Origin of the sequence: Mycobacterium sp. AT1 (genome assembly GCF_002043095.1) — a bacterium.
Lineage (GTDB): Bacteria > Actinomycetota > Actinomycetes > Mycobacteriales > Mycobacteriaceae > Mycobacterium.
This window is the reverse complement of the sequence record NZ_MVOC01000015.1, coordinates 1-21,571: the sequence shown is the minus strand read 5'-3', so window position 1 is coordinate 21,571 and position 21,571 is coordinate 1. Positions and strand designations below refer to the sequence as shown.

25 protein-coding genes are annotated in these 21,571 nt (G+C 67.5%); 14 read left to right on the top strand and 11 right to left on the bottom strand.

The window, feature by feature from the left end; genetic code table 11:
- Positions 1–36 precede the first annotated feature (36 nt).
- A complete protein-coding gene (locus B1790_RS08325; RefSeq protein ID WP_079922746.1) occupies positions 37–1,500 on the bottom strand; it encodes a YdiU family protein in 1,464 nt (487 codons plus the stop codon).
- Between the two features lie 25 nt (positions 1,501–1,525).
- Positions 1,526–2,503, bottom strand: a complete 978-nt coding sequence (locus tag B1790_RS08320; protein WP_079922745.1) for an aldo/keto reductase — start codon at positions 2,501–2,503, stop codon at positions 1,526–1,528.
- Positions 2,504–2,673: 170 nt separating this feature from the next.
- On the opposite strand from B1790_RS08320, the gene B1790_RS08315 reads away from it, so the two are divergent.
- Positions 2,674–3,462: a metalloregulator ArsR/SmtB family transcription factor gene (locus B1790_RS08315; RefSeq protein WP_079922792.1), complete on the top strand. Its 789-nt coding sequence runs from the start codon at positions 2,674–2,676 to the stop codon at positions 3,460–3,462.
- Positions 3,463–3,471: 9 nt separating this feature from the next.
- Here B1790_RS08315 and B1790_RS08310 read toward each other — a convergent pair whose 3' ends face one another.
- Positions 3,472–3,759, bottom strand: a complete 288-nt coding sequence (locus tag B1790_RS08310) for a YiaA/YiaB family inner membrane protein (RefSeq protein WP_079922791.1) — start codon at positions 3,757–3,759, stop codon at positions 3,472–3,474.
- Between the two features lie 178 nt (positions 3,760–3,937).
- Between B1790_RS08310 and B1790_RS08305 the strand changes: the two genes are divergently transcribed.
- Positions 3,938–4,963, top strand: a complete 1,026-nt coding sequence (locus B1790_RS08305) for an alcohol dehydrogenase catalytic domain-containing protein (protein ID WP_079922744.1) — start codon at positions 3,938–3,940, stop codon at positions 4,961–4,963.
- 3 nt (positions 4,964–4,966) lie between these two features.
- Here B1790_RS08305 and B1790_RS08300 read toward each other — a convergent pair whose 3' ends face one another.
- Positions 4,967–5,419, bottom strand: coding sequence for a twin-arginine translocation pathway signal protein (locus tag B1790_RS08300; protein ID WP_079922743.1), 453 nt, complete (start codon positions 5,417–5,419; stop codon positions 4,967–4,969).
- A 16-nt stretch (positions 5,420–5,435) separates the two neighbouring features.
- Complete coding sequence (locus B1790_RS08295) at positions 5,436–6,023, bottom strand: helix-turn-helix domain-containing protein (RefSeq protein ID WP_079922742.1); 588 nt, start codon at positions 6,021–6,023, stop codon at positions 5,436–5,438.
- Positions 6,024–6,106: 83 nt separating this feature from the next.
- Between B1790_RS08295 and B1790_RS08290 the strand changes: the two genes are divergently transcribed.
- Complete coding sequence (locus B1790_RS08290) at positions 6,107–7,261, top strand: Rieske 2Fe-2S domain-containing protein (protein ID WP_079922741.1); 1,155 nt, start codon at positions 6,107–6,109, stop codon at positions 7,259–7,261.
- A gap of 1 nt (position 7,262) precedes the next feature.
- On the opposite strand, the gene B1790_RS08285 is transcribed toward B1790_RS08290, so the two are convergent.
- On the bottom strand, positions 7,263–7,685 hold the full coding sequence (locus B1790_RS08285; RefSeq protein WP_079922740.1) for a nitroreductase family deazaflavin-dependent oxidoreductase: 423 nt from the start codon (positions 7,683–7,685) through the stop codon (positions 7,263–7,265).
- Positions 7,686–7,719: 34 nt separating this feature from the next.
- Complete coding sequence (locus tag B1790_RS08280; protein ID WP_079922739.1) at positions 7,720–9,054, bottom strand: PLP-dependent aminotransferase family protein; 1,335 nt, start codon at positions 9,052–9,054, stop codon at positions 7,720–7,722.
- A gap of 63 nt (positions 9,055–9,117) precedes the next feature.
- Here B1790_RS08280 and B1790_RS08275 point away from each other — a divergent pair, with 63 nt between their 5' ends.
- Entirely contained in the window at positions 9,118–9,735 is a 618-nt protein-coding gene (locus tag B1790_RS08275) for a DJ-1/PfpI family protein (RefSeq protein ID WP_079922738.1), read from the top strand.
- Between the two features lie 13 nt (positions 9,736–9,748).
- On the top strand, positions 9,749–10,519 hold the full coding sequence (locus B1790_RS08270; protein ID WP_233165013.1) for a CDP-diacylglycerol diphosphatase: 771 nt from the start codon (positions 9,749–9,751) through the stop codon (positions 10,517–10,519).
- Between the two features lie 80 nt (positions 10,520–10,599).
- On the opposite strand, the gene B1790_RS08265 is transcribed toward B1790_RS08270, so the two are convergent.
- The gene (locus B1790_RS08265; protein ID WP_079922737.1) at positions 10,600–12,096 is read right to left on the bottom strand and encodes a potassium/proton antiporter; all 1,497 of its coding nucleotides are present in this window, start codon (positions 12,094–12,096) and stop codon (positions 10,600–10,602) included.
- A gap of 118 nt (positions 12,097–12,214) precedes the next feature.
- On the opposite strand from B1790_RS08265, the gene B1790_RS08260 reads away from it, so the two are divergent.
- Both B1790_RS08260 and B1790_RS35630 read left to right on the top strand, forming a co-directional pair.
- The gene (locus B1790_RS08260) at positions 12,215–12,946 is read left to right on the top strand and encodes a TrkA family potassium uptake protein (protein ID WP_079922736.1); all 732 of its coding nucleotides are present in this window, start codon (positions 12,215–12,217) and stop codon (positions 12,944–12,946) included.
- 65 nt (positions 12,947–13,011) lie between these two features.
- Entirely contained in the window at positions 13,012–13,146 is a 135-nt protein-coding gene (locus tag B1790_RS35630; protein ID WP_255407255.1) for a hypothetical protein, read from the top strand.
- 10 nt (positions 13,147–13,156) lie between these two features.
- Here B1790_RS35630 and B1790_RS08255 read toward each other — a convergent pair whose 3' ends face one another.
- Both B1790_RS08255 and B1790_RS35235 read right to left on the bottom strand, forming a co-directional pair.
- The gene (locus B1790_RS08255; protein ID WP_079922735.1) at positions 13,157–13,741 is read right to left on the bottom strand and encodes a TetR/AcrR family transcriptional regulator; all 585 of its coding nucleotides are present in this window, start codon (positions 13,739–13,741) and stop codon (positions 13,157–13,159) included.
- Between the two features lie 253 nt (positions 13,742–13,994).
- Positions 13,995–14,213 (bottom strand): hypothetical protein, encoded by a 219-nt coding sequence (locus tag B1790_RS35235; RefSeq protein WP_233165012.1) that lies wholly within the window; start codon positions 14,211–14,213, stop codon positions 13,995–13,997.
- Between the two features lie 11 nt (positions 14,214–14,224).
- Between B1790_RS35235 and B1790_RS35230 the strand changes: the two genes are divergently transcribed.
- The 7 genes from B1790_RS35230 to B1790_RS08220 are packed head-to-tail and all read left to right on the top strand — an operon-like array spanning position 14,225 to position 21,095.
- Entirely contained in the window at positions 14,225–14,626 is a 402-nt protein-coding gene (locus tag B1790_RS35230; protein ID WP_233165011.1) for an HAD family phosphatase, read from the top strand.
- 33 nt (positions 14,627–14,659) lie between these two features.
- Positions 14,660–15,883 (top strand): sedoheptulose 7-phosphate cyclase, encoded by a 1,224-nt coding sequence (locus B1790_RS08245; protein ID WP_079922734.1) that lies wholly within the window; start codon positions 14,660–14,662, stop codon positions 15,881–15,883.
- Between the two features lie 11 nt (positions 15,884–15,894).
- Positions 15,895–16,722 (top strand): O-methyltransferase, encoded by an 828-nt coding sequence (locus B1790_RS08240; RefSeq protein WP_233165010.1) that lies wholly within the window; start codon positions 15,895–15,897, stop codon positions 16,720–16,722.
- Positions 16,719–18,056, top strand: coding sequence for an ATP-grasp enzyme (locus tag B1790_RS08235; RefSeq protein ID WP_233165009.1), 1,338 nt, complete (start codon positions 16,719–16,721; stop codon positions 18,054–18,056). The genes B1790_RS08240 and B1790_RS08235 overlap by 4 nt, the downstream gene beginning before the upstream one ends.
- Positions 18,057–19,103: a D-alanine--D-alanine ligase gene (locus tag B1790_RS08230; protein WP_079922733.1), complete on the top strand. Its 1,047-nt coding sequence runs from the start codon at positions 18,057–18,059 to the stop codon at positions 19,101–19,103.
- Positions 19,082–19,855, top strand: coding sequence for a TauD/TfdA family dioxygenase (locus tag B1790_RS08225; RefSeq protein ID WP_079922732.1), 774 nt, complete (start codon positions 19,082–19,084; stop codon positions 19,853–19,855). Before B1790_RS08230 ends, B1790_RS08225 begins: the two co-directional genes overlap by 22 nt.
- Positions 19,856–19,913: 58 nt before the next feature.
- Positions 19,914–21,095, top strand: coding sequence for an acyl-CoA dehydrogenase family protein (locus B1790_RS08220; RefSeq protein ID WP_079922731.1), 1,182 nt, complete (start codon positions 19,914–19,916; stop codon positions 21,093–21,095).
- A 30-nt stretch (positions 21,096–21,125) separates the two neighbouring features.
- Here the strand turns inward: B1790_RS08220 and B1790_RS08215 are convergent.
- On the bottom strand, positions 21,126–21,571 hold a 446-nt coding region (locus B1790_RS08215; protein WP_142271148.1), incomplete at its 5' end, for an HNH endonuclease signature motif containing protein.

Below are 21,571 nucleotides of genomic sequence, written 5' to 3'. Positions count from 1 at the left end.
CACCCGAACGAAAGTGATCTCCGCGACGTCGAACGGTCAGGTTCCGCAGAACGTCTGATACGGCCCGAAGTCGTCCGGGGCCGGGGCGGCGTACCGCTCGAAGTCGGGGCGTTCGTCGAACGGCGACGCAACGGCCTCGAGCAGCCGGTTCAGCGGGCCGACGTCACCGGAAGTGGCTGCGGCCAGGGCCTCTTCGACGAGGTGGTTGCGCGGGATGTACACCGGATTGACCCGGTCCATCGCCTCGGCGTCCGGGTCGAGGGCCCGCCACCGGGTGAGCCAGGCGTCGAAGCCTGCGAGGTCCACGAACAACCCACGGGCGGGTTCGGCGTCCCCGCGGGCTGCCACGGCCAGGCTGCGGAAGAACGACGTGTAGTCCACCCGGCTTTGGGCCAGGTGGCCCAGCAGGTCGTCGGCGAGGGACGTCACCGTCGCGTCGTCGACGTCGGCGGCCACGCCGAGCTTGGCGCGCATGCCCGACGCCCAGGCGGTGTCGTAGGCGGCGGTGAACGTGCCGAGCGACGCCACCGCGAGCTCCACTGCGCGCTGTTGGTCGTCGGAGATCAGCGGCAGAAGGGTTTCGGCGAAGCGGGCCAGGTTCCACTGCGCCACGATCGGTTGATTGGCATACGCGTAGCGCCCCGCGTGGTCGATCGAGCTGTACACCGTCGCCGGGTCGTAGGCCTCCATGAAGGCACAGGGCCCGTAGTCGATCGTCTCGCCCGAGATCGTCATGTTGTCGGTGTTCATCACCCCGTGGATGAACCCGACGAGCATCCACCGCGCCACCAGGGCCGCCTGTGCGGCGACCACGGCCTCGAACAGCGCCAGATAGGGCTGCTCGGCGTCGGCCGCGGCGGGGTAGTGCCTAGCGATCGCGTGGTCGGCGAGGCGGCGCACCAAGTCGAGGTCGCCTGAGGCGGCCGCGTACTGGAAGCTGCCGACGCGAAGGTGGCTGCTGGCGACGCGGGCCAGGACGGCCCCCGGCAGCGCCGTCTCCCGCCACACGTCGGCCCCGGTCGCGACGACGGCGAGTGCCCGCGTCGTCGGGATGCCAAGCGCATGCATCGACTCGCTGACGACGTACTCACGCAGCATCGGGCCGACCGCCGCCAGTCCGTCGCCCCCGCGGGCGAAGGGGGTGCGCCCCGAGCCCTTGAGGTGCAGGTCGCGTCGACGGCCGTCGGAGTCGGTGAGTTCGCCGAGCAACAGTGCGCGCCCGTCACCGAGACGCGGTGTGTAGCCGCCGAATTGGTGCCCGGAGTAGGCCTGGGCCACCGGTGTGACGCCCTCGGGCACCTCGGCGCCGACCAGCAGTCGCAAACCCGCTGGGCTCGCGAGCCACGTCGCGTCGATGCCCAGTTGGGCGGCCAACGGTTCGTTGACGGCCAGCAGGCGTGGTTCGGGTGCCTCGGCGGCCCGCCACGCGACGGCCATCTCCGGCAGATCCCGCGCGAACTGGCTGTCCCTGAGGACGGTGGTCGACTGTGCTGCACTCACCTCGTCCAGCGTACGGAGCGCGGACTCAACGGTCGATCCACTTCATCTGCTGCTCGTTGTGGTGCTCGCCCACCGCGGGGGACACCTCGGTCAGCTTCTGGAGCTGCTCCGCGGTCAGCTCGACGCCGTCGGCCGCGACGTTCTCCTCGAGCCGCGACAAGCGCTTGGTGCCCGGGATCGGCGCGATGTGGTCGCCCTGAGCCAGCAGCCAGGCCAACGCGACCTGAGCCGGGGTGGCGCCGACGTCGGACGCGATCGCCTCGACCTCGGCGACTGCGCGCAGGTTCTGCTCGAAGTTCTCGCCCTCGAAGCGGGGGTTGGTCTTGCGGTTGTCGGAGTCGTCGAAGTCGGCCGTCGACTTGATCTGCCCGGTGAGGAAGCCGCGTCCCAGCGGCGAGTACGCGACGAACCCGATCCCAAGTTCGCGGAGCAGCGGCAGCACGTCGGGCTCGGGGTCACGGGTCCACAGCGAGTACTCCGACTGCAGTGCGGTGATCGGGTGCACGGCGTGCGCGCGCCGGATGTTGTCGATGCCGGCCTCGGACAGCCCGATGTGCCGAATCTTGCCCTCGGACACCAGGTCTGCCAATGCGCCGACGGTGTCCTCGATTGGTGTCGCGGGGTCGACGCGGTGCTGGTAGTAGAGATCGATCCGATCGGTGTCGAGCCGCTGCAGCGACCCCTCCACGGCGGCACGGATGTTCGCCGGGCTGCTGTCGAGGTGGCCGGGACCATCTCCCGCGTGGGAGACCATGCCGAACTTGGTGGCGAGCACCACCTCGTCGCGGCGCCCCTTGATGGCTCGGCCCACCAGTTCCTCGTTGACGTACGGGCCGTAGATCTCGGCGGTGTCGACGAGGGTGACGCCGAGGTCGAGGGCCCGCTGGATGGTGCGAATGGATTCCGCGTCGTCGGTGCCTGCGCCGGTGTAAGCGGCCGACATTCCCATGGCGCCGAGGCCGATGCGTGCGACGTCCAGATCTCCGAGGGTGATGTGCTTCATTTCATCGACGGTACGACTGGACGACGCCGAGTGCGAGGGTCTCTCATTACCTGCCTCCGGACGCCGACCCGGCGGTAGCGTCTGCCCGCCGCCCATCGCTTCCCGAATTGCCGTTGACATATGCAGGTAAATGCCTGCATACTTTTGTCGTGACAGAGGAGACCCACGAGATCGACGCGGTCTTCAAGGCGCTCGCGGACCCCACCCGGCGGATGCTGCTCGACCGACTGCGCGACCACACTGGCCAGACCCTGAGTGAATTGTGCGATCCCCTGGACATGAAACGCCAGTCGGCCACTCAGCATCTCGACGTCTTGGTGAAGGCCAACCTCGTGGCCGTCGTACGCCGGGGTCGTGAACGCCTGCACTACCTCAATCCCGTGCCCATACACGAGGTCGAGGAGCGCTGGATCTCGGGTTTCGAGAAACCGCGCTTGCAGATGCTGAGCGATGTCAAAAAACGAGCAGAGGAGTACGCCATGACCGAAACAGATACCGCTGTACCGAGTTACGTCTACGTCACATATATCCGCGCGACCGCAGAACAGGTATGGAACGCGCTGACCGATGCCGATCTGACGGCCAAGTACTGGGGACACGCCAACATCTCGGACTGGCGGCCCGGCTCGCCCTGGGAGCACCGACGGACCGATGGATCAGAACATGCCGACGTCGTCGGCAAGGTGCTCGAAGCCGAGCCCCCGACGCGCCTGGTAATCACCTTCGAAGACGCGCCCGACGAGGACAAGCCCGGCGGACCGTCGGTCGTCACGTTCCTGGTCCAGCCGCATCAAGACATCGTCCGACTTACGGTCAGCCATGAGAACCTGGCGAATAAGGATATGTATCAGGGTATTTCGAACGGATGGCCGGCCGTCCTCGCCAACCTCAAGTCGCTGCTCGAGACCGGAGACGTACTTCCGCAGGCGCCCTGGGACGTGGCAGACGTCAACGCATGATCCCAAGCGTCATGCCGCACTGAATGGATTATGTTCTGCAATAAGCCTTTCCATCCGCGCCTCGTCGAGACGCACACGGATGGTCGAGGCTTCTTGCTGATCGCGGATCACCTTGGCCAGGGTGAATGAGCTGGCGACGAGGAACAGCACCGTCATGCCGAGGAACAGTCTCTGCCAAGGGTCCAGCGGGAGAAAGTAGATCCCGCCGATCGCTCCGAGGAAACTCACTCCGAATGACGCGCCCGCCTGGACGAAGAAAGCGGCCGTGCTCTTGGAGATCTCGTTGAATGCGTTCATGGAAACCACTCTGCCCCAGCACCGTCTAGGTAGATCTACTCGACTTCCTGGCTGATCGGCGTCGGGTCTCGGTGGAGACAGTTGGAGACCGGACGGCGGGTCAAGTCCAGTCGTCCTGCCGCGTCGAAGTCTGCCGTTACCCGCCTCGGGACGCAGGCTCGGCGGTAGCGTCTGCCCGATGCGCAACGTCGTCATCACCGGTCCCGGTTCCGTCGAGGTCCGCGACGCCCCCGACCCGGTCCCGCCGGGAGCAGACGGAGCGGTGGTCGGCGTCGAGTCGACGGCCATCTGCGGATCCGATCTGCACTTCTACGACGGCGATCTACCGGTCGGCGACGGGGTGGCCGTCGGTCACGAATTCATCGGCACGGTCCTGGAAGTGGGGCCGGAGGTGTCGAACGTGCGCGTCGGTGACCGCGTGCTCGCGGCGTCGGTCACCGGGTGCGGGAAGTGCGCCGGGTGCGCCACGGGCAACCCGGTTACGTGTGTTCGGGGCATGCAGATCTTCGGCTCCGGCGTGCTCGGCGGAGGGCAGGCCACCGCAGTTGCGGTGCCCAACGCGAACTTTCAGCTTTTGCGGATTCCCGATGGCGTCGACGACGAGGCCGCGCTGTTGCTGACCGACAATCTGTCGACCGGGTGGATCGGTGCGAAGAAGGCCGATATCCCGCCGGGCGGGACGGTCGTCGTCATCGGCCTTGGCGCCGTCGGGCTTTGCGCGGTGCGCGCGGCGTTCGCCCAGGGAGCGGGCACCGTGCTGGCCGCCGACCCCGTCGCGGGTCGCCGCGCGCTGGCGGTGAATTCCGGGGCCACGGCGTTGGAGGGTCCGACCGTCGCGGCCGTACTCGAGCACACCGGCGGCCGCGGCGCGGACAGCGTCATCGACACCGTCGCCTTGGACGCCACCCTGAACGACGCGCTGACGTGCGTGCGCGCCGACGGCACCGTGTCGGTCCTCGGCGTGCACGACCTCAACCCCTACCCGCTGCCCATCCTCATGGCGCTGATTCGCAACCTCACCCTGCGCATGACGACCGCGCCGATCCAGCAGACGTGGGTCGACCTGCTTCCGCTGGTGACCGGTGGGTCGTTGCGCACCGACGGGATCTTCACCCACCGCTTCCCGCTGGACGCGGCGGCAGACGCCTACGCCGCGGTGGCGGCCCGCAGTCCGGAGTGCGTGAAGGTCATCCTGATGCCCTGAGCGCTAGCCGGCGTACGCCACCTCGTCGAACGGCCAGACGTGGGTCAGCCATTGGCGCACTTCACGTCTCAGGACGGGGTCGAGATCGGCGGAGTCGGCGCGAACCCACGACCGCACGTCGATGCTGCCCGGCCGCGGGCCGGGATCGAGGTAAAGACACCCGATCACGTCGTCGTCCTCGGGCCGCAGCACCGTGTACGCGAATGCCACCCGTCGGTCGAACTCGTCGGCGTGGCGGACGAGGTCGACGAGGTTGCCCTCGGCGGAAAGCCCGCTGTCTGGCGGCCAGCTTCGGCCTTCGAACCCGGGAGTGGCCCGGATGTGGTCGACGCTCGTCGTCCACGCGTTCAGGTCGGCCACGTTGTGTTGCGGGCCAAGGGGCTCGAGGCGAAACCGTGCCGAGCGAAGCACGCGCGGCACGTCGAAGTCGTCCGGTACCAACGGCTCCTGGGTCATCGACGCACTCTAGCGTTCACACCAGCCGGGGAACGGTGGCGGTCAGCATGGCCACCAGCATGTGCACGATCTCCTCGGGGTCGTCGGGTGCGGTGCCGTCTTGCGTCGCCCGCTCGTGCGCGGCGGCCAGCGCGAACATCGCGGTGGCGACCGCGGCGACGCGGCGGTGGCGGGCACCCCGCTCGGTGGCCGGCACCGCGTGCGACAGCGCGTCGAGCACCCGCGGCCAGGCGGTCTCGGCGGAATCCATTGGCTCGGTGCGCAATCGGGGTCCGACGACCTGCAGGAAGCGGGCGTAGTGCGTGCTGTCCAGGCGCAGCAGCGGCAGGACGAGCACCCGCATCAGGGCGTGCGCGTCGGCATCCTCGTCGGTGTCGAGTTCGTCGAGCATGCGTTCGCGTTCCAGCTCCATGGGCAACAGGCGACGGGCCACCACGGCGTCGACGAGCTCCTGCCTGCCGCGGAAGTGGTAGTTGACCGCGGAGTTGTTGCGTTGGCCGGCCGCCTTGGCGATGTCGCGGAGGGGCACCTCGAATCCGTGCTCGGCGATGAGCCGCTCGGCAGCGTCGAGCAGCGCGTCCTTCGACCGGGTTCCACGATCCACGCGCTGATCCTAGGCGTTCCTCGACACTGATTAAGCGCATGTGCTTAACTCGGTTGTCGGCCAGCCCGCCGGAAGGATGAGTGATGACTGCTGTTGACCACCCCCGTGAGGGCGGCGTCCGAGAGATCGACCCGGGTACGCCCATGGCGCGGTTCGCCAGAGGGTGGCACTGCCTCGGTCTGGCCGAGGCGTTCCGCGACGGCGCACCGCATGGCGTGAGCGCCTTCGGCACGCGCCTTGTCGTCTTCGCCGATCCGGACGGCGAGATCCACGCGCTCGACGGCTACTGCCGGCACATGGGCGGTGACCTCTCGATGGGGACGCTCAAGGGCGACACCGTGGCCTGCCCGTTTCACGACTGGCGCTGGCAGGGCTCGACCGGCCGTTGTGTCGAGGTGCCGTACGCCCGCCGCACTCCCCGGCTGGCGCGTACCCGAAAGTGGTTGTGCCAGGAGGTGAACGGGCAACTCCTGGTGTGGCACGACCCGGAGGGTTCCACCCCGCCCGCCGAGCTGACACCGCCGACCATCGACGGCTACGACGAGGGCAAGTGGTCGGCGTGGACGTGGAACTCGATCTTCATCGATGGCTCGCATTGCCGTGAGATCGTCGACAACAACGTCGACATGGCCCACTTCTTCTACATCCACCGGGCCTATCCGACGTACTTCAAGAACGTGATCGAAGGCCAGACCGCCAGCCAGTTCATGGAGTCCAAGGCCCGCCCCGACACCACGGAGAACTACGACAAGCTGTGGGAGGGAACGAATCTGAGGTCGGAGGCCACCTACTTCGGGCCCGCTTACATGATCAACTGGCTGCACAACGACGTCGCCCCGGACGTCACCCTCGAGGTGGCCCTGATCAACTGCCACTACCCGGTCACGCACAACTCGTTCGTCCTGCAGTACGGCGTCGCGGTGCAGAAGATCGACGGTCTGCCCGAGGACAAGGCCGCCCGGCTGGCCGCGACGCTGAGCAAGAACTTCGGGGAGGGCTTCCTCGACGACGTCGAGGTGTGGAAGCACAAGACGCGCATCGACAACCCGCTGCTCACCGAAGAGGACGGTGCGGTGTACCAGCACCGGCGGTGGTACGAGCAGTTCTACGTCGACGTAGCCGACGTCACCGACGACATGGTCGACCGTTTCGAACTCGAGGTCGACACCACCCACGCCTTTGGCGTGTGGCAGCAGGAGGTCGAGGAAAACCTCTCGCGCCGAGACGCTTTGGCGTAGATCAGGCCCGTTCGAGCACGACCACCGGGATGACCCGGTCGGTCTTGCTCTGGTAGTCGTCGTAGTCCGGCCACGCGGCGGTCATCTTGGCCCACATCTCGGGCTTCTCCTCGTCGGTGGCCACTCGCGCCCGCACCGGGAACCGGTCACCCTTGATCTGGATCTCGGCCGTGGGGTCGGCCTGCAGGTTCAGGAACCACGCGGGCGGTGCGTCCGTGCCGCCCTTGGATGCGACGACGAGGTGCGCGTCGTCGTTCCAGTCCTCGAAGATCAGGGCGTGGCTGCGTTCCTCGCCGGACTTGCGGCCCTTGGTGAACAGGATCAGGATCTTGGTTCCGTTGCGCCAGTGGTAGCCGTCTTCGCCATTCGTCTCGAGATACCGCTCGACGTGCGGATCTCCGTGCAAATCCTTGGCCGTTGTCATGGCCAGAGAAGTACCCCTAGCCGCCGCGGTCCAATCAGAGATTGGTGTGGTCGTCGACCACCCGTCTGACCGTGCGGAGGGCGTCGCGCAGAACGTCCGGCTCGGTGGAGCCAAGGGCCAGTCGAAGAGCCTGCGGGACGTGGCCGACGGCGAACGGCTCGGCGGTGGCCACCGACACCAGCTGGGCTGCCAGGGCTGCCGCGACCCGGTCGGCCCGCACCTCCTCGGGCAGGGGTAGCCACAGGAAGTACGACGCCGGATGGCCAACCACCGGCAGGCCCGCCAGCACCTTCCTGGCGATCGATTGCCTGGTCCGCGCATCGCCGCGCTTGGCGGCCTCGAGCCTGGCGACGGTGCCGTCGTCCAGCCAGCGGCAGGCGATCGCCGTCATCACCGCCGGCGTGTTCCAGGTGGATGCACGGATCGCCCGCTCCAGTGACGGCACCAAATCGGTAGGCGCCGAGACGAACCCGACACGAAGTCCGGTGGCGACGCTCTTGGAGAGACCCGTGACGTGGACGGTGAGTTCCGGGGCCCGCGCGGCGAGCGGGGCAGGCGGACGGTCGGCGAGGTAGGCGTAGGCGGCGTCCTCGACGATGAGGAGACCGTGTCGCCGCGCGATCTCGACAAGGCGGTCACGGTGGGCGTCGGTCGTCACCCAGCCCAACGGGTTGTGCAGGGTCGGCATCGCGTACACCGCACGGACGCGACGGGTGGCGCACAGTCGGTCGAGGGCGTCCAGGTTGGTGCCGTCGCTCCCAACGGGCAAGGGCGCCAATTCGATTCGTAGAGTCTCTGCGAGGATCTTGAAACCCGGATAGGTCACGGCGTCCACCGCGACGACGTCGCCGGGTTGCAGCAACGCCATGGCCGTGACGGCCAGGCCGTGCTGCGACCCGTTGACCAGCAGCACCCGATCCGCACTCACCGGCAACCCATGCCGCTCGAGATGGATTGCCGCCGAGGCCCTTTCGTACGGTCGCCCGCCGTGGGGTTGGTAGCGTAGGAGGGCCGCCAGGTCGCCTCCCGAGGCGAGGTCGCGCAGCGCCCGTCGTAGGAGTTCGGCCTGGCCAGGCACCGAGGGGTAGTTGAAGTTCATGTCGGCCACGTCGGCGCCGAGTGACTGCTGGTCGACGCCGTGACCCGGGGACAGGGTGGTGTCGCGGACGAAGGTGCCGCGCCCCCGCTCGCCGCTGACCAGTCCCATGGCTTCGAGTTCGGCGTAAACCCTCGAGGCGGTGACGACGGCGAGTCCCTCGTTGGCGGCGAGTTGGCGATGGGTCGGCAGCCGGGTGCCCGACGGCAGCCGTCCCGACCGGATGTCGGCAGCCATCGCGTCGACCACACCCTTGTACCTCGACGGCGCCACCCGCCGATTGTATGCATGACAATTCTTTGATTGTCACGCCTCTGCGACCATACGATCGCCGCCATGCACATCGCCATCCTGACCTTTGACGGCTTCAACGAACTCGACTCGCTGATCGCCCTCGGCGTCCTCAACCGCGTGAAGCTGCCCGGCTGGCGGGTGTCCATCGCCAGCCCGACCCCGCGGGTCCGGTCGATGAACGGCGTCGTCGTCGACGCCATGGCCACCGTCGAGGAGGCCTGCGCTGCCGACGCCGTGATCGTCGGCAGCGGAATGCAGACCCGCGAGGTCGTCGCCGACCAGGCGCTGATGGCACGGCTGCGGCTCGACCCGTCCCGGCAGCTGCTGGCCGGCCAGTGTTCGGGCACGCTGGTGCTGGCCAAGCTCGGTCTGCTCGACGGGGTGCCAGCATGCACGGACCTGACGACGAAACCGTGGGTGCGCGAAGCCGGGGTGGACGTCCTGCCCCAGCCGTTCTTCGCCAGAGGGGACGTCGCCACCGCGGGTGGGTGTCTCGCGTCGCCCTACCTCGCCGCGTGGCTCATCGCCCGACTGGTCGACGTAGAGGCTGCGGAGAGCGCGTTGCACTACGTGGCGCCGGTGGGCGAGAAGGACGACTACGTGCACCGGGCCATGCGCAACATCGCGCCCTACCTCGTTCGACCCGCGGCGGTCGTCTGACAAGATCGCAGGCGTGCGAACCGGACTGATGGTGGTGGTGTCGCTCGTCGTCGCGCTGGCGACCTCGGCAACCGTTCACGCGGACCCGAGCGCGCTCTGGAACATCGTGGATGGCCAGTGCGTCCCGAACCAGGTCGCGCACAACGATCCCGCGCCGTGCGCGAGCGTCGACCTCGCGGCGGGTTCGGCGGTGCTCAAGGATCTCGTCGGCGAAACGCAATTCCTGCTGATTCCCACCGAACGTTCCTCTGGCATAGACGATCCGGAGATCTTGGCGCCCTCGGCGCCGAACTACTTCGCTGCGGCGTGGCGGGCGAAGTCCTTCGTCGACGAACGCGCGGGCGTTGAGCTCCCCCGGCAGTGGATGAGTCTGGCGATCAACTCGGCCTACGCGCGGTCGCAGAATCAGCTTCACATCCACGTGGACTGCGTGCGCCCCGACGTGCACGACGCACTGACCCGCTACGGCAGCTCGGCGGGTCCGGCGTGGGCGCCGTTCCCCGTGGAGTTGGCGGGGCATCGGTACGACGCCATGTCGGTCGCGGGCGACGAGCTGGGTTCGGCCAATCCGTTCGACCTGCTGGCCGACGGGGTGGCGGGTGCGCGCGAGGACATGGCCTCTCGAACCCTGGTCGTAGTCGGTTCGGAAGACGCGAGCGGGAAACCGGGTTTCGTGATCCTCACCGATCGGGCTGACGCCGCGACCGGCAACGAGGCCGCGGGAGAAGAGTTGCAGGACCACGACTTCTGCCCTCGCGTGGCGGCGACGATGCCGGGCAAGTAGCGCGGGCTCGACTCTGCGTTCACCGTGGTGGCTTCTCGCACTTCTGCGCAGTGGCCGCAGAGTCGACGATGCGCCCGGCGCTAGTCCGGCTCGCCGTACTCGTCGAACCAGTACGCCAGCTTCCCTCGGCGGCTGACCGCGCGGAGCCTGCGCTCGGCCGACGCACGTGTCTTCGTCGTGGTGACGATCAGCAGCTCGTCGCCGGCTTCGATGCGGGTGTCCGGCAGCGGGACGAAGGTGTGGCCGTCCCTGATGATCAGGGTGATGACGCTGGGGTCGGGCAGTCGCAGCTCGAGGACGGTGACGTTGTGCAGGCGGGAGGTGGGCCGCACCGTCAGCGTCAGCAGCTCCGCCTCGAGCACGTCCAGCGGCGCGGATTCGACGTGGATCTCGCGGGGGGAGTCGCGCGGGATCAACCGCAGCGCATGCGCCAGGGGGCGCAGGCTGGGCCCCTGCACCAGGGTGAACACCAACACCAGCACGAACACGACGTTGAGCAGGCGGTTGCTGTCGGGCACCCCCTCCACGATCGGGAACGTGGCCAACACTATCGGCACCGCGCCGCGCAGACCGGCCAAGGACAGGAAGACCTTCTCACGCAGCGGGACCTTGAACCCGGCCAGCGACCCCACCACCGACAGCGGCCGCGCGACGAGCAGCAGCACCAGGCCGACGACGATCGCGGGCACGATGTCCGCGGCGAGCTCGCTGGGGTCGACCAGCAGGCCGAGGAGCACGAAGAGGCCGATCTGCGCCAGCCAGCCCAGGCCCTCCGCGAAGGACCGCGTCGCCGACCGGTGCGGCAACCCGGAGTTGGCCAGCACCACCGCGGCGAGGTACGCGGCGATGAAGCCGGAGGCGTGCACGTAGCCCGCCGCGGCGAACGCCAGGATGCCGATCCCGAACGTCGCGATGGGGTAGAGCCCGGATGCGGGCAGGGCGACCCGTCGCAGCAGCAGTGCCCCGAGGTAGCCGAAGCCCAGCCCGATTCCCGAGCCGGCCAGCAACTCGTACACCAGGTTGGCGACGGCACTCTCCGGATCGAAGACGAATGGCACGGCGCTGAACATCAGCACGAAGATGACCGCGGGAGCGTCGTTGAAGCCCGATTCGGCCTCGAGCAGACCGGCCACCCGTCGGGGCAGCGGAAGCACCCGCAGCACGGAGAACACCGCGGCGGCGTCGGTCGACGACACGATGGCACCCAGCAGTAGCGCGAGCTGCCAGTCCATGCCGAGCAAGAGATGCGCTCCTGCGGCCGTGACCACCAAGCTGATCACCACGCCGAGCGTGGCGAGCGCACCCGCGGGCGCGATCACCTTGCGGATGTCGGCGAAGCGCGTCGTCAGGCCGCCCTCGACCAGGATGACGGCCAAGGCGGCGGTGCCGATGTTGCGGGCCAGCTCGACGTCGTCGAACTGCAAGCCGAGGCCGTCTTCCCCGATCGCGACGCCGACCAGCAGGAACAGCAGCAGGCTTGGGAAGCCGACCCGCGTCGCCACCCGGGTACCGACGATGCTGGCGAGCAGCACGAAGCCGCCGATCAGCAATGCCAGGTACAGCTCGTGCAGGCTCAATGAGTTCCGTTCGGATGTGGGCGGACGTGACGGTTCGGCCTGAGGGGGCCGGAGTGTGCGGTCAGTATTTCAGTAGGACGGGCTGTCGTCGTGCGTGCTGGCGACGCCGAGGCCCCTGATGAACGAAGATGGACGGGTGGCGGGGGAGCGAAAGACACGCATTGGGATCGCCGGCGCGGGCAACGTCGGTCGCTCGGTGGCGCAAGAACTCCTCGACAACGGTCACAAGGTGCTGCTGATCGAACGCGAACGCCGCAAGTTCGAACCGCACGTCGTGCCGGAGGCCGACTGGTTGTTCGCCGACGCCTGCGAGGTGGCGACGTTGGAGGAGGCGGGTGCCGAGACCTGCGACGTCCTGATCGCGGCGACCGGTGACGACAAGGCCAACCTGGTCGTCGGGTTGTTGGCCAAGTCCGAGTTCGGCGTGCCGAGGGTCGTGGCCCGCATCAACGAGATCAGCAACGAGTGGCTGTTCACCCAGGCCTGGGGGATCGACGTTGCCGTCTCGACGCCCGGCGCGATGGTCGCGGGCGTCGAGGGCGCCATCGACGTCGGACACCTGGTGCGCTTGATGGGACTGCGCGAGGGCAAGGCCGACTTGGCGAAACTGACTCTGCCGCAGGACAACCCGTTGGTCGGCAAGCGCATCGGCGATCTGGACCTCCCCGAGAACACCGCCATGGTCACCCTGGTCCGCGACGGCAGCGTCCGTGTGCCCACCCCCGACGAGGTGCTGCAGGCGGGTGACGAGATGTTGTTCGTCTCCGACAGCTCGATCGAGAGCTCGATGCGCGCGGCGATCCACGGAGCCGAGCCGATCCGGGCTTTGAAGGGTCTGTACGGCTTCTAGCGTGGCGGTTCCGCCATCGTGACCGCGCTGGGTGCCTAGGCTGGAGGCAAGTCTAGGAGGGCCCGTTGACTGCCGTCATCGTCATCTCGATCGCACTGCTCCTCGGAGCGGGCCTGGTCGTCAGCCAACTCGTCCGCCTCAAGGAGTGGCTCGGCAAGGCGCCGCCGCCCGATCCGGACTCGGCCGAACCGCCCCAGTAGTCCGCGAGGCTCAGCTGCGCGACCGCTCGTGGCCGTTCAGGACGACGTCGACCGCCGCATCGATGACCGCGTCGTCGGGGACGTTCCCGAACATGATCGCCGGGCACGCGACGACACCGGTGAGCATCGAGACCGCCGCATCCAGCGCGGCACCGGAGAAGATCTCTCCGAGCATCTCGTACATCTGGTGCTGCCCGTCGGTGTTGACCTTGTTCCTGATGCGCGCCATCTGCTCGACGGACGCCCACTCCGCCATCCCGGAAAGCACGCGATCCAGCCGCATCTCCAGGACGCCGGCGCGGAAGACCTTGAGTTCCCCGATCAGGTCGTCGCGCAGCACGCCCGTGCATTCGTGGTGTGGCATGTCGCCGATGCTCTCGATCGCCATGGCGATGAGGTCGATGCGAGCGGGCCAGTGGGTGTAGAGGGTGGTCTTGGAGTATCCGGCGATCTCGGCGACGCGCGCATGGGTAACCGCGTCTGACCCGTCGGTCGTGAGCACCTCGAGAGCGGCGCGCGCGACGTCGGCACGCGTGCGCGAGACCCTGGCGTCCTCGCCGCTGTCGCCTGCCTTGCTGCCGTCGCCGGATGCCATCGGAGTCCGTCACTTTCTCTGAGTGTCTGGCCGCCGTCACCGGCGGACCTGAACGAGAAGTTAACTGATGCACTCCCAATCCAGTATTGGTCTTGTCTTCCACTATTGAACGTTTAGGCCATTAGTGTACTGGGAATTTGGTATCTCGACGGCCGGCAACCAATAACCGGCGCGGTGTCTCCCCACTCCAGAGGCAAGAAGGAATCCCATGGCAACGATCCTGTTCGGCTCCATCAGCACCCTCGCCGACACCTCAGAACTCCAGCGTCAAGCCTTCAACGACGCCTTCGAGGCCTACGGTCTCGACTGGGAGTGGTCGCGCGACGACTACGCGGGGATGCTCGGCTCCAACGGCGGCGCCCAGCGCATCGAGCAGTACGCCGCGTCCCGCGGGCTCGACGTGGACGCCGCGGCGGTGCACGCCAAGAAGTCGCAGATCTTCCAGGAGCCCTCGGGTCGTCGTCGATCTCACCGCGGCCGGGCGTGGTCGACGTGGTCGAGGAAGCCAAGCGCAGCGGCCACGGGCTTGGCTTCGTCACGACGACCTCGCAGGGAAACATCGACGCGCTGCTGGCGGCGCTGCAACCGCACATCAGCGCCGAGATGTTCGACCTCATCGTCAACCGGGACTCCGTCTCCAGCCCCAAGCCGAATCCCGAGGTCTACCAGTTCGCCTTGAAGACGCTAGGGGCCGACGCGAGTGACGCCGTGGCGATCGAGGACAACGTCGGCGGGGTCAGCGCGGCGAGGGCAGCCGGGATCTCGTGCATCGCCTTCCCGAACGAGAACAGCTCGGGCGGGGACTTCAGCGCCGCCGACGAAACCGTCGACTCCCTCGACGCCACCAGGATTCTCGGGTTGAGTGCCCCCGACTCGCGGTCCTGATCCCGTCCATTCCTTCGACAGCGGAGCGACACGATGAGCAACATGCAGGCCTCGGTGACGGTGAGCGACCGGACCTTTCACGTCAAGGGCTACGAGAAGATCGAGTACGACCTGGTCTACGTCGACGGCGTATTCGCCGTCGACGATCCAGAGTTGGCGGACAGCTATCGTCAGTACGGCCGCGCATTGATGGTCGTCGACGAGTCGGTGCACGAGATCTACGGTGACGCGATCCAGACGTACTTCGACCACTACGACATCGCCTTGACGGTGGTGCCCGTGCAGATTCGGGAGACGGCCAAGTCCCTGGAGACGTTCGAGATGATCGTCGGCCGGTTCGACGAATTCGGGCTCGTCCGAACCGAACCCGTGTTGGTGGTCGGCGGCGGGCTGACCACCGACGTGGCGGGATTCGCCTGTGCCAGCTACCGGCGCAACACCCCGTACATCCGGATTCCGACCACCCTGATCGGTCTGATCGACGCGAGTGTGTCGATCAAGGTGGCCGTCAACTACGGCAAGCACAAGAACCGACTGGGCGCCTACCACGCGTCTCAGAAGGTGCTGCTGGACTTCTCGTTCTTGAAGACGTTGCCGGAGGACCAGGTTCGCAACGGAATGGCCGAGCTGATCAAGATCGCCGTCGTCGGCAACGCCGAAATCTTCGGCCTTCTCGAGAAGTACGGCCCCGAACTGCTCGCCACCCGGTTCGGGTTCCTCGACGGCACCGCCGAATTGCGCGACGCCGCCGACCGGCTGACGCATCAGGCGATCGCCACGATGCTGGAGCTCGAAGCGCCCAACCTGCACGAGATCGACCTCGACCGCGTGATCGCATTCGGTCACACCTGGAGTCCGACACTGGAACTCACCCCGCCGGTGCCGTTCTTCCACGGTCATGCGATCAACGTCGACATGGCCTTGTCGACGACACTCGCCGAGCAGCGCGGCCACCTGTCTGTCGAGGATCGTGACCGGGTGCTTGGCGTGATGAGCGGACTCGGGTTGTCGCTGGACAGCAAGTACCTGACGCCGGAGCTGTTGGAGCAGGCGACGGCGTCGATCCTCAAGACCCGCGACGGTCTGCTGCGGGCGGCGATTCCCACGCCGATCGGTCGGTGCAGTTTCCTCAACGACCTCACCGTCGCCGAACTCGCCGACACGTTGACGCTGCACAAGAAGATCTGCCTCGACTATCCGCGGGGCGGCGAGGGCGTCGACGTGTTCACCTTGGCCGACGCGCGTGACCGGTCGTGAACGACGCTGCGGTGCTTGACGACAGCGCCGCGTCGACGGCTCGGGCGGTGACGCCGTCGACGATCCTTGCCCACGAACTCGACGAGGTGTGCCGCCAACTCGCCGAGGCCGACGGGGTCGACGGGGTGACGCTGGACCGACTGCGACGGGCGAGGGATCTGGCGGCGGGTCTTGATCCCTATCTCGACCAGTGCACCACCCCGGAATCGCCGGCGCTGACCGAATTGGCTCGCCGAACCCGAGGCACCGACTGGGCCGCGCCCGAGAGCGGTGGCGGCAGGCTGGAGCAGGAGATGCTCTCCGGCCACGTCGAGGGCCAGACGTTGAAGTTCCTGCTGCACCTCGCCGACGCCAAGCGGGTGCTCGAGATCGGGATGTTCACCGGGTATTCCGCATTGGCGATGGCCGAGGCACTGCCCGATGACGGCGTGGTGGTGGCCTGCGAGATCGACGCTGCGGTTGCACGATTCGCGCAGGACTGCTTCGACGGCTCTCCGGCGGGCAACAAGATCACCGTGAAGGTCGGGCCGGCGATCGATTCGCTGAGGGGGTTGGTCCAGGCGGCGGAAGGGCCCTTCGACTTCGTATTCGTCGACGCGGACAAGTCGGGGTACCTGGACTACGTCGAGTTCCTGCTGACCAGTGACCTGCTCACACCGCGGGCCGTCATCGCCGTCGACAACACGTTGATGCAGGGTCAGCCCTACGCCGACACCGAGATCTCGGCGAATGGAGCGGCTATCGCGGGGTTCAACGCGGCCCTGACCTACGATCCGCGCGTCGAGCAGGTGTTGATACCACTGCGGGACGGACTGACCCTGATCAGGCGAGTGTCGTGACGGCATTGCTGGACCTTGGATCACCCACCGGCGCCAGGGCCAACGTCGGCAGGACCGTCGCCACGTTCGGCGCACTGCTGCTCACCCTCCCCGTCGACCTGGCCCTGGTCGCGGTGGCACTGGCCGCGCGGAGGGCAAACCCGTTGGTGCACAGCGCAAAAGGGCCTCGGCGGACGGTGCTGATCACCGGTGGCAAGATGACCAAGGCGTTGCAGCTGGCCAGGTCATTCCACACGGCGGGACATCGCGTGATACTCGTCGAGTCGAAGAAGTACCGGTTCACCGGGCACCGTTTCTCCCGGGCGGTGGACGCATTTCACTGCGTACCCGAGCCCGCCGCCCCCGGCTACGCGGAGGCACTTCGAGACATCGCCGTCGTCGAACGCGTCGACGTCTTCGTCCCCGTCTCGAGCCCGGCGGGCAGCGTCCACGACGCGCGCGCCGGCGAACTGGTCCGCGACTTCTGCGACGTCGTGCACGTCGACTCAGCCACTGCGCGAATGCTGGACGACAAGACCGAGTTCTCCACCACGGCAGCGTCACTCGGCCTGCGTGTACCCGACTTTCGTCGCATCACCGATGCGCAACAGGTCGTCGACTTCGACTTCCCGCCGGGCCGCACCTACATTTTGAAGCGGCTCGCCTACAACCCCGTCGGCCGGATGGACCTCGTGCCGCTGTCCGGGCGCACGCCCGAGCGCAACGCCACCGTCGCACGGTCGCTGCGAATTACCCCTGACGACCCGTGGATCCTGCAGGAGTTCGTCGAGGGTCAGGAGTACTGCACGCACGGCACCGTCCGCAACGGTCGGCTGCAGGTGTACGGCTGCTGCGAGTCGTCGGCGTTCCAGATCAACTACGCACAGGTCGACAAGCCCGAAATCCGTTCGTGGGTCGAATCGTTCGTCGTCGCGCTCGGCATCACCGGGCAGGCCTCCTTCGACTTCATCGAGGCGGCCGACGGGCATCCGTACGCGATCGAATGCAACCCCCGCACCCACTCGGCCATCACGATGTTCTACGACCACCCCGAGGTCGCCGCGGCCTATCTCGACGAGGGTCACCCCGTGATCACCCCGCGACCAGGGGCCCGTCCGACCTACTGGATCTACCACGAGATGTGGCGGCTGCTGACCCAACCGAGGAGGGCGGCCAGGCTCGCGACGATCCTGCGCGGCACGGACGCCATCTTCGCGTGGTGGGATCCGTTGCCGTACTTGATGGTTCACCATCTGCAGATCCCGTCACTGCTGGTGGCCAATCTTCGGGCCCGGCGTGGGTGGAGCCGAATCGACTTCAACATCGGAAAGCTCGTCGAGCCAGGGGGTGACTGAATGACGCTGACGGTCCTGCACCTCGTCGGCTCCGCGGTCGACGAGTTCCACGCCGATCTCTCGCGGCTCTACGCGGGCGCGTGCCTCACCGCCCTCGCCTGCGACGAGCGATACGACATGCGGGTTGGCTACGTGTCACCGGACGGATGCTGGCGCTTTCCCGACGGCCTCGACGCCGACTCGTTGGCATCGGCCACTCCGATGACGCTTGCCGAGGCGATCCGCCACCTGCAGGCAGCCTCCGTGGACGTGGTCGTGCCCCAGATGTTCTGTCTCCCAGGCATGACCTCCTACCGTGCGCTGTTCGACGTGCTCGGCATCCGGTACGTCGGCAACCCGCCGGAGGTGATGGCGATCGCCGCCGACAAGGCCAAGGCGCGGGCGATCGTCGCCGCCGCGGGTGTCGCGGTGCCCGCCGGTGAGGTGTTGGCCGCAGGCGAGCGGACCACGCTCGCGCTGCCGGTGGTCGTCAAGCCGGTCGACGCGGACAACTCCGTCGGGGTGTCGCTGGTGCGCGAAACGTCGGAGATGGACGCCGCGGTATCCCTGGCGCAGGGGCACGGCAGCGCGGCACTGGTCGAGTCCTACGTCGAGCTCGGACGGGAAGTGCGCTGCGGCATCATCGTTCGCGATGGTGAGCTGATCTGCCTGCCGCTGGAGGAGTACGCGGTGAGTGCGGCCAAACCGGTCCGGCTCGCCGACGACAAACTGGCCCGAACGGCGGCCGGCGACCTGCGTCTCGTCGCAAAGGACGCCACCAGGGCCTGGATCGTGCCGACGGACGACCCGATCACCGAGCGGGTCTGGGCGGCGGCCCGCCGGTGTCACGTTGCTCTCGGGTGTCGGCACTACGGCCTGTTCGACTTCCGGATCGATCCCGACGGTCAGCCGTGGTTCCTCGAATCCGGACCGTATTGCTCGTTCGCTCCGACGAGCGTGATCGCGGTGATGGCGGCCGCGACCGGCATGGACGTGGCCGAGTTGTTCGCGACCGCACTCACCGAACTCGACGACGAGGGGACGCCATGCCTGCGTTCATCCCGCTGACACCGGTAGGTGTCAGGCTCACCGACGTAAAGGTCGACGAACTCGACGACACTCAGATCGACTATCTCCGAACCGCTTTGGCCACCCACGGCGTGGTCGTCCTGCCAGGACAAGAGGCCGACGACGACGCGTTCCTGCGCTTCATCAGCAGATTCGGCGAGACCGTCTTCACCGTCGGCGAGACGCCCGTCCCGGGCCGGCCGGAGCTCAACGTCGTCACCAACGTCGGTCGCACCCGTCCGCCCACGTCCAGCTTCCACACCGACACCAGCTACATCCGGATTCCGCCTGCCTACACGGCGTTGCGCGCGGTGACCGTTCCCGAACGGGGCGGGCAGACGTTGTTCACCAACCAGTACGCGGCCTACGAGTCGTTGCCGGAGCGCCTCCGTACGTTCCTCGAGGGGCGCACGATCACCCACGTCGTCACGGGGGTGGCCCCGGACGTTCGGCAGGAATCCGCGGCGACGCATCCGATCTTTCTGGTGCACCCGGTGTCGGGCAGGACCGCGCTGTTCCTGTCGACGCCCGAGCGCTGCGCCGAGGTGAGCGGGATGACGCCGGAACTCGCCGCGATCACCGTCAAGTACCTGTTCGAGCATTCGACCCGCGACGCCAACGTCTACCGGCACGCCTGGTTGCCCGGTGACGTCGTGATGTGGGACAACCGATGCGTGCTGCACCGAGCCGACCATCACGGCGTGGTCGGCGATCGCGTGCTGCATCGCGGGATGGTGGCCGTTCAGCCCTGATTGTGAACAGTTTTCCGAAACTGTCCACCACCGCTTTCGGCGGCGGTAGCGTGCCGACATGACCACGCAGATGCAGGTGGAGGACTTGGTGACGACGGCGCGCGGCCTGCGCGACCTGGTGCGCGGCGAGGCCGCCGAGTCGGAGCGGCTGCGCACGATGTCGGCGCCGATCGTAGAGGCGATGTGGGCCAGCGGGCTGATGACGGCCTTCAACCCCGTGGAGGCTGGCGGGGTCGAACCGTCGTTCGCCGAGATGATCGAAACCTGGATCGAAATGGCTTGGCAGGACGGTTCGTTCGGCTGGACCGGAATCGCGAACCTGCCGTCGTCATTCGCCGCCGCGTCCTACCTTCCCGATGAGGGCTTCGCAGAGGTGTTCACGGCCAACGCCAATCGCGTCACGATGGGCGGGCAGTTCGCGCCCAACGGCCAAGGCGTCGTGGTCGAAGGCGGCTACCGGTTGACCGGGTCGTGGAGCTTTGGGTCGGGCACCGGGCACTCGCAGTACGTCGCGGCCGGCTTCCTCCCGATGGACGACGGCGAGATGCGCTGGATAAGCGAGGGCATCCCCGAGCTGATGATCGCGTTGGTGCCGCGCGGCGAGGTGAACTTCACCGACGGTTGGAACGTGCAGGGCCTCAAGGGGACCGGGTCGTACGACTACGACGTCGCGGACGTGTTCGTGCCGGAGCACCGCACCTTTCGGCTGTTCACCACGACGCCACTGCGCGGGTCGTCCCCGGCCGGCCGAATGGGCATGATGCCGGTGACTGCGGCGGGCCACGCCGCGTGGGCGCTCGGCGTCGCCAAGAGCATGCTCGACGACGTCCAGGATCTGGCCGCGGCCAAGTACCGGATGAGCGACATGGCGTCGCTGGCCAGCCGGCCGACCTTTCAGAAGGATCTGGCCCATCACGTTGCCGCGTGGCGCGCCGCGCGCCTGCTGGTGCTCGACGCCTTCACCACTGCCGAGTCGGCGGTTGCGGCGGGCGACGACCTGACTCCGACGCTGCGGGTCGACATGCGCGTCGCTGCGATCTACGCCACCGACGTGGCGCGGGAGTGCGCGCAGTGGGCGCACCTGGCTGCTGGCACGACCTCGATCCGCGAGGGCAGCAGGCTCGAGCGGGCGTTCCGCGACGTGTACACCGGAACCCAGCACGCGTTCATCAGCGAGAAGGTCGCGATCGACTCGGCCCAGGTGTGGCTCGGCATCATCGAGGACCACTTCTCGCTATAAGAACGGTCGAATTGCTTGGGCGCCAAGCGGTTATGCCGCGCTCTCGTCTCCTGGTTCGGCGAGGAGTCGTTCGGGGTGGTGGAGGTAGTTCAGTCGGGCTTGGCCGACGTCGAGTTGTGGTGGGGGTATCCACTGCACACCGTCGGGGCCGACGGTGACCGTCCAGCCTTGTTCGGCGAGGCGGTTGTCCCCTCCGCAGGCGAAGACCACTTCGTCGATGTTGGTCTGCCCGTTCTTGGCCCACCCATTGGTGTGATGGACCTGGGTGCCGTACCCGGGGACGGTGCACCCCGGTTTGGTGCACCCCCGGTCGCGGGCGTGCAGCACGATCCGCTGCCCCACCGACGCCAACCGCCTCGACCGCCCCAGGTAGAGGGCTTGGTTGGTGTGCTTGTCGAACACCGCCAAGTAATGATGCGCGTGGGAAGCCATCCGAATCACGTCGGCCATCGGGATCAGTGATCCTCCGCCGGTGA

Bases quoted from the DNA above. Each gene is read 5' to 3' on its own strand.
- B1790_RS08230 (WP_079922733.1), top strand. From the start codon at position 18,057: ATGACGCTGACGGTCCTGCACCTCGTCGGCTCCGCGGTCGACGAGTTC.
- B1790_RS08320 (WP_079922745.1), bottom strand. From the start codon at position 2,503: ATGAAGCACATCACCCTCGGAGATCTGGACGTCGCACGCATCGGCCTC.
- B1790_RS08225 (WP_079922732.1), top strand. From the start codon at position 19,082: ATGCCTGCGTTCATCCCGCTGACACCGGTAGGTGTCAGGCTCACCGAC.
- B1790_RS08285 (WP_079922740.1), bottom strand. From the start codon at position 7,685: ATGACAACGGCCAAGGATTTGCACGGAGATCCGCACGTCGAGCGGTAT.
- B1790_RS08220 (WP_079922731.1), top strand. From the start codon at position 19,914: ATGACCACGCAGATGCAGGTGGAGGACTTGGTGACGACGGCGCGCGGC.
- B1790_RS08245 (WP_079922734.1), top strand. From the start codon at position 14,660: ATGAGCAACATGCAGGCCTCGGTGACGGTGAGCGACCGGACCTTTCAC.
- B1790_RS08255 (WP_079922735.1), bottom strand. From the start codon at position 13,741: ATGGCATCCGGCGACGGCAGCAAGGCAGGCGACAGCGGCGAGGACGCC.
- B1790_RS08290 (WP_079922741.1), top strand. From the start codon at position 6,107: ATGACTGCTGTTGACCACCCCCGTGAGGGCGGCGTCCGAGAGATCGAC.
- B1790_RS08310 (WP_079922791.1), bottom strand. From the start codon at position 3,759: ATGAACGCATTCAACGAGATCTCCAAGAGCACGGCCGCTTTCTTCGTC.
- B1790_RS08260 (WP_079922736.1), top strand. From the start codon at position 12,215: ATGAACGAAGATGGACGGGTGGCGGGGGAGCGAAAGACACGCATTGGG.
- B1790_RS08275 (WP_079922738.1), top strand. From the start codon at position 9,118: ATGCACATCGCCATCCTGACCTTTGACGGCTTCAACGAACTCGACTCG.
- B1790_RS08300 (WP_079922743.1), bottom strand. From the start codon at position 5,419: ATGACCCAGGAGCCGTTGGTACCGGACGACTTCGACGTGCCGCGCGTG.
- B1790_RS08305 (WP_079922744.1), top strand. From the start codon at position 3,938: ATGCGCAACGTCGTCATCACCGGTCCCGGTTCCGTCGAGGTCCGCGAC.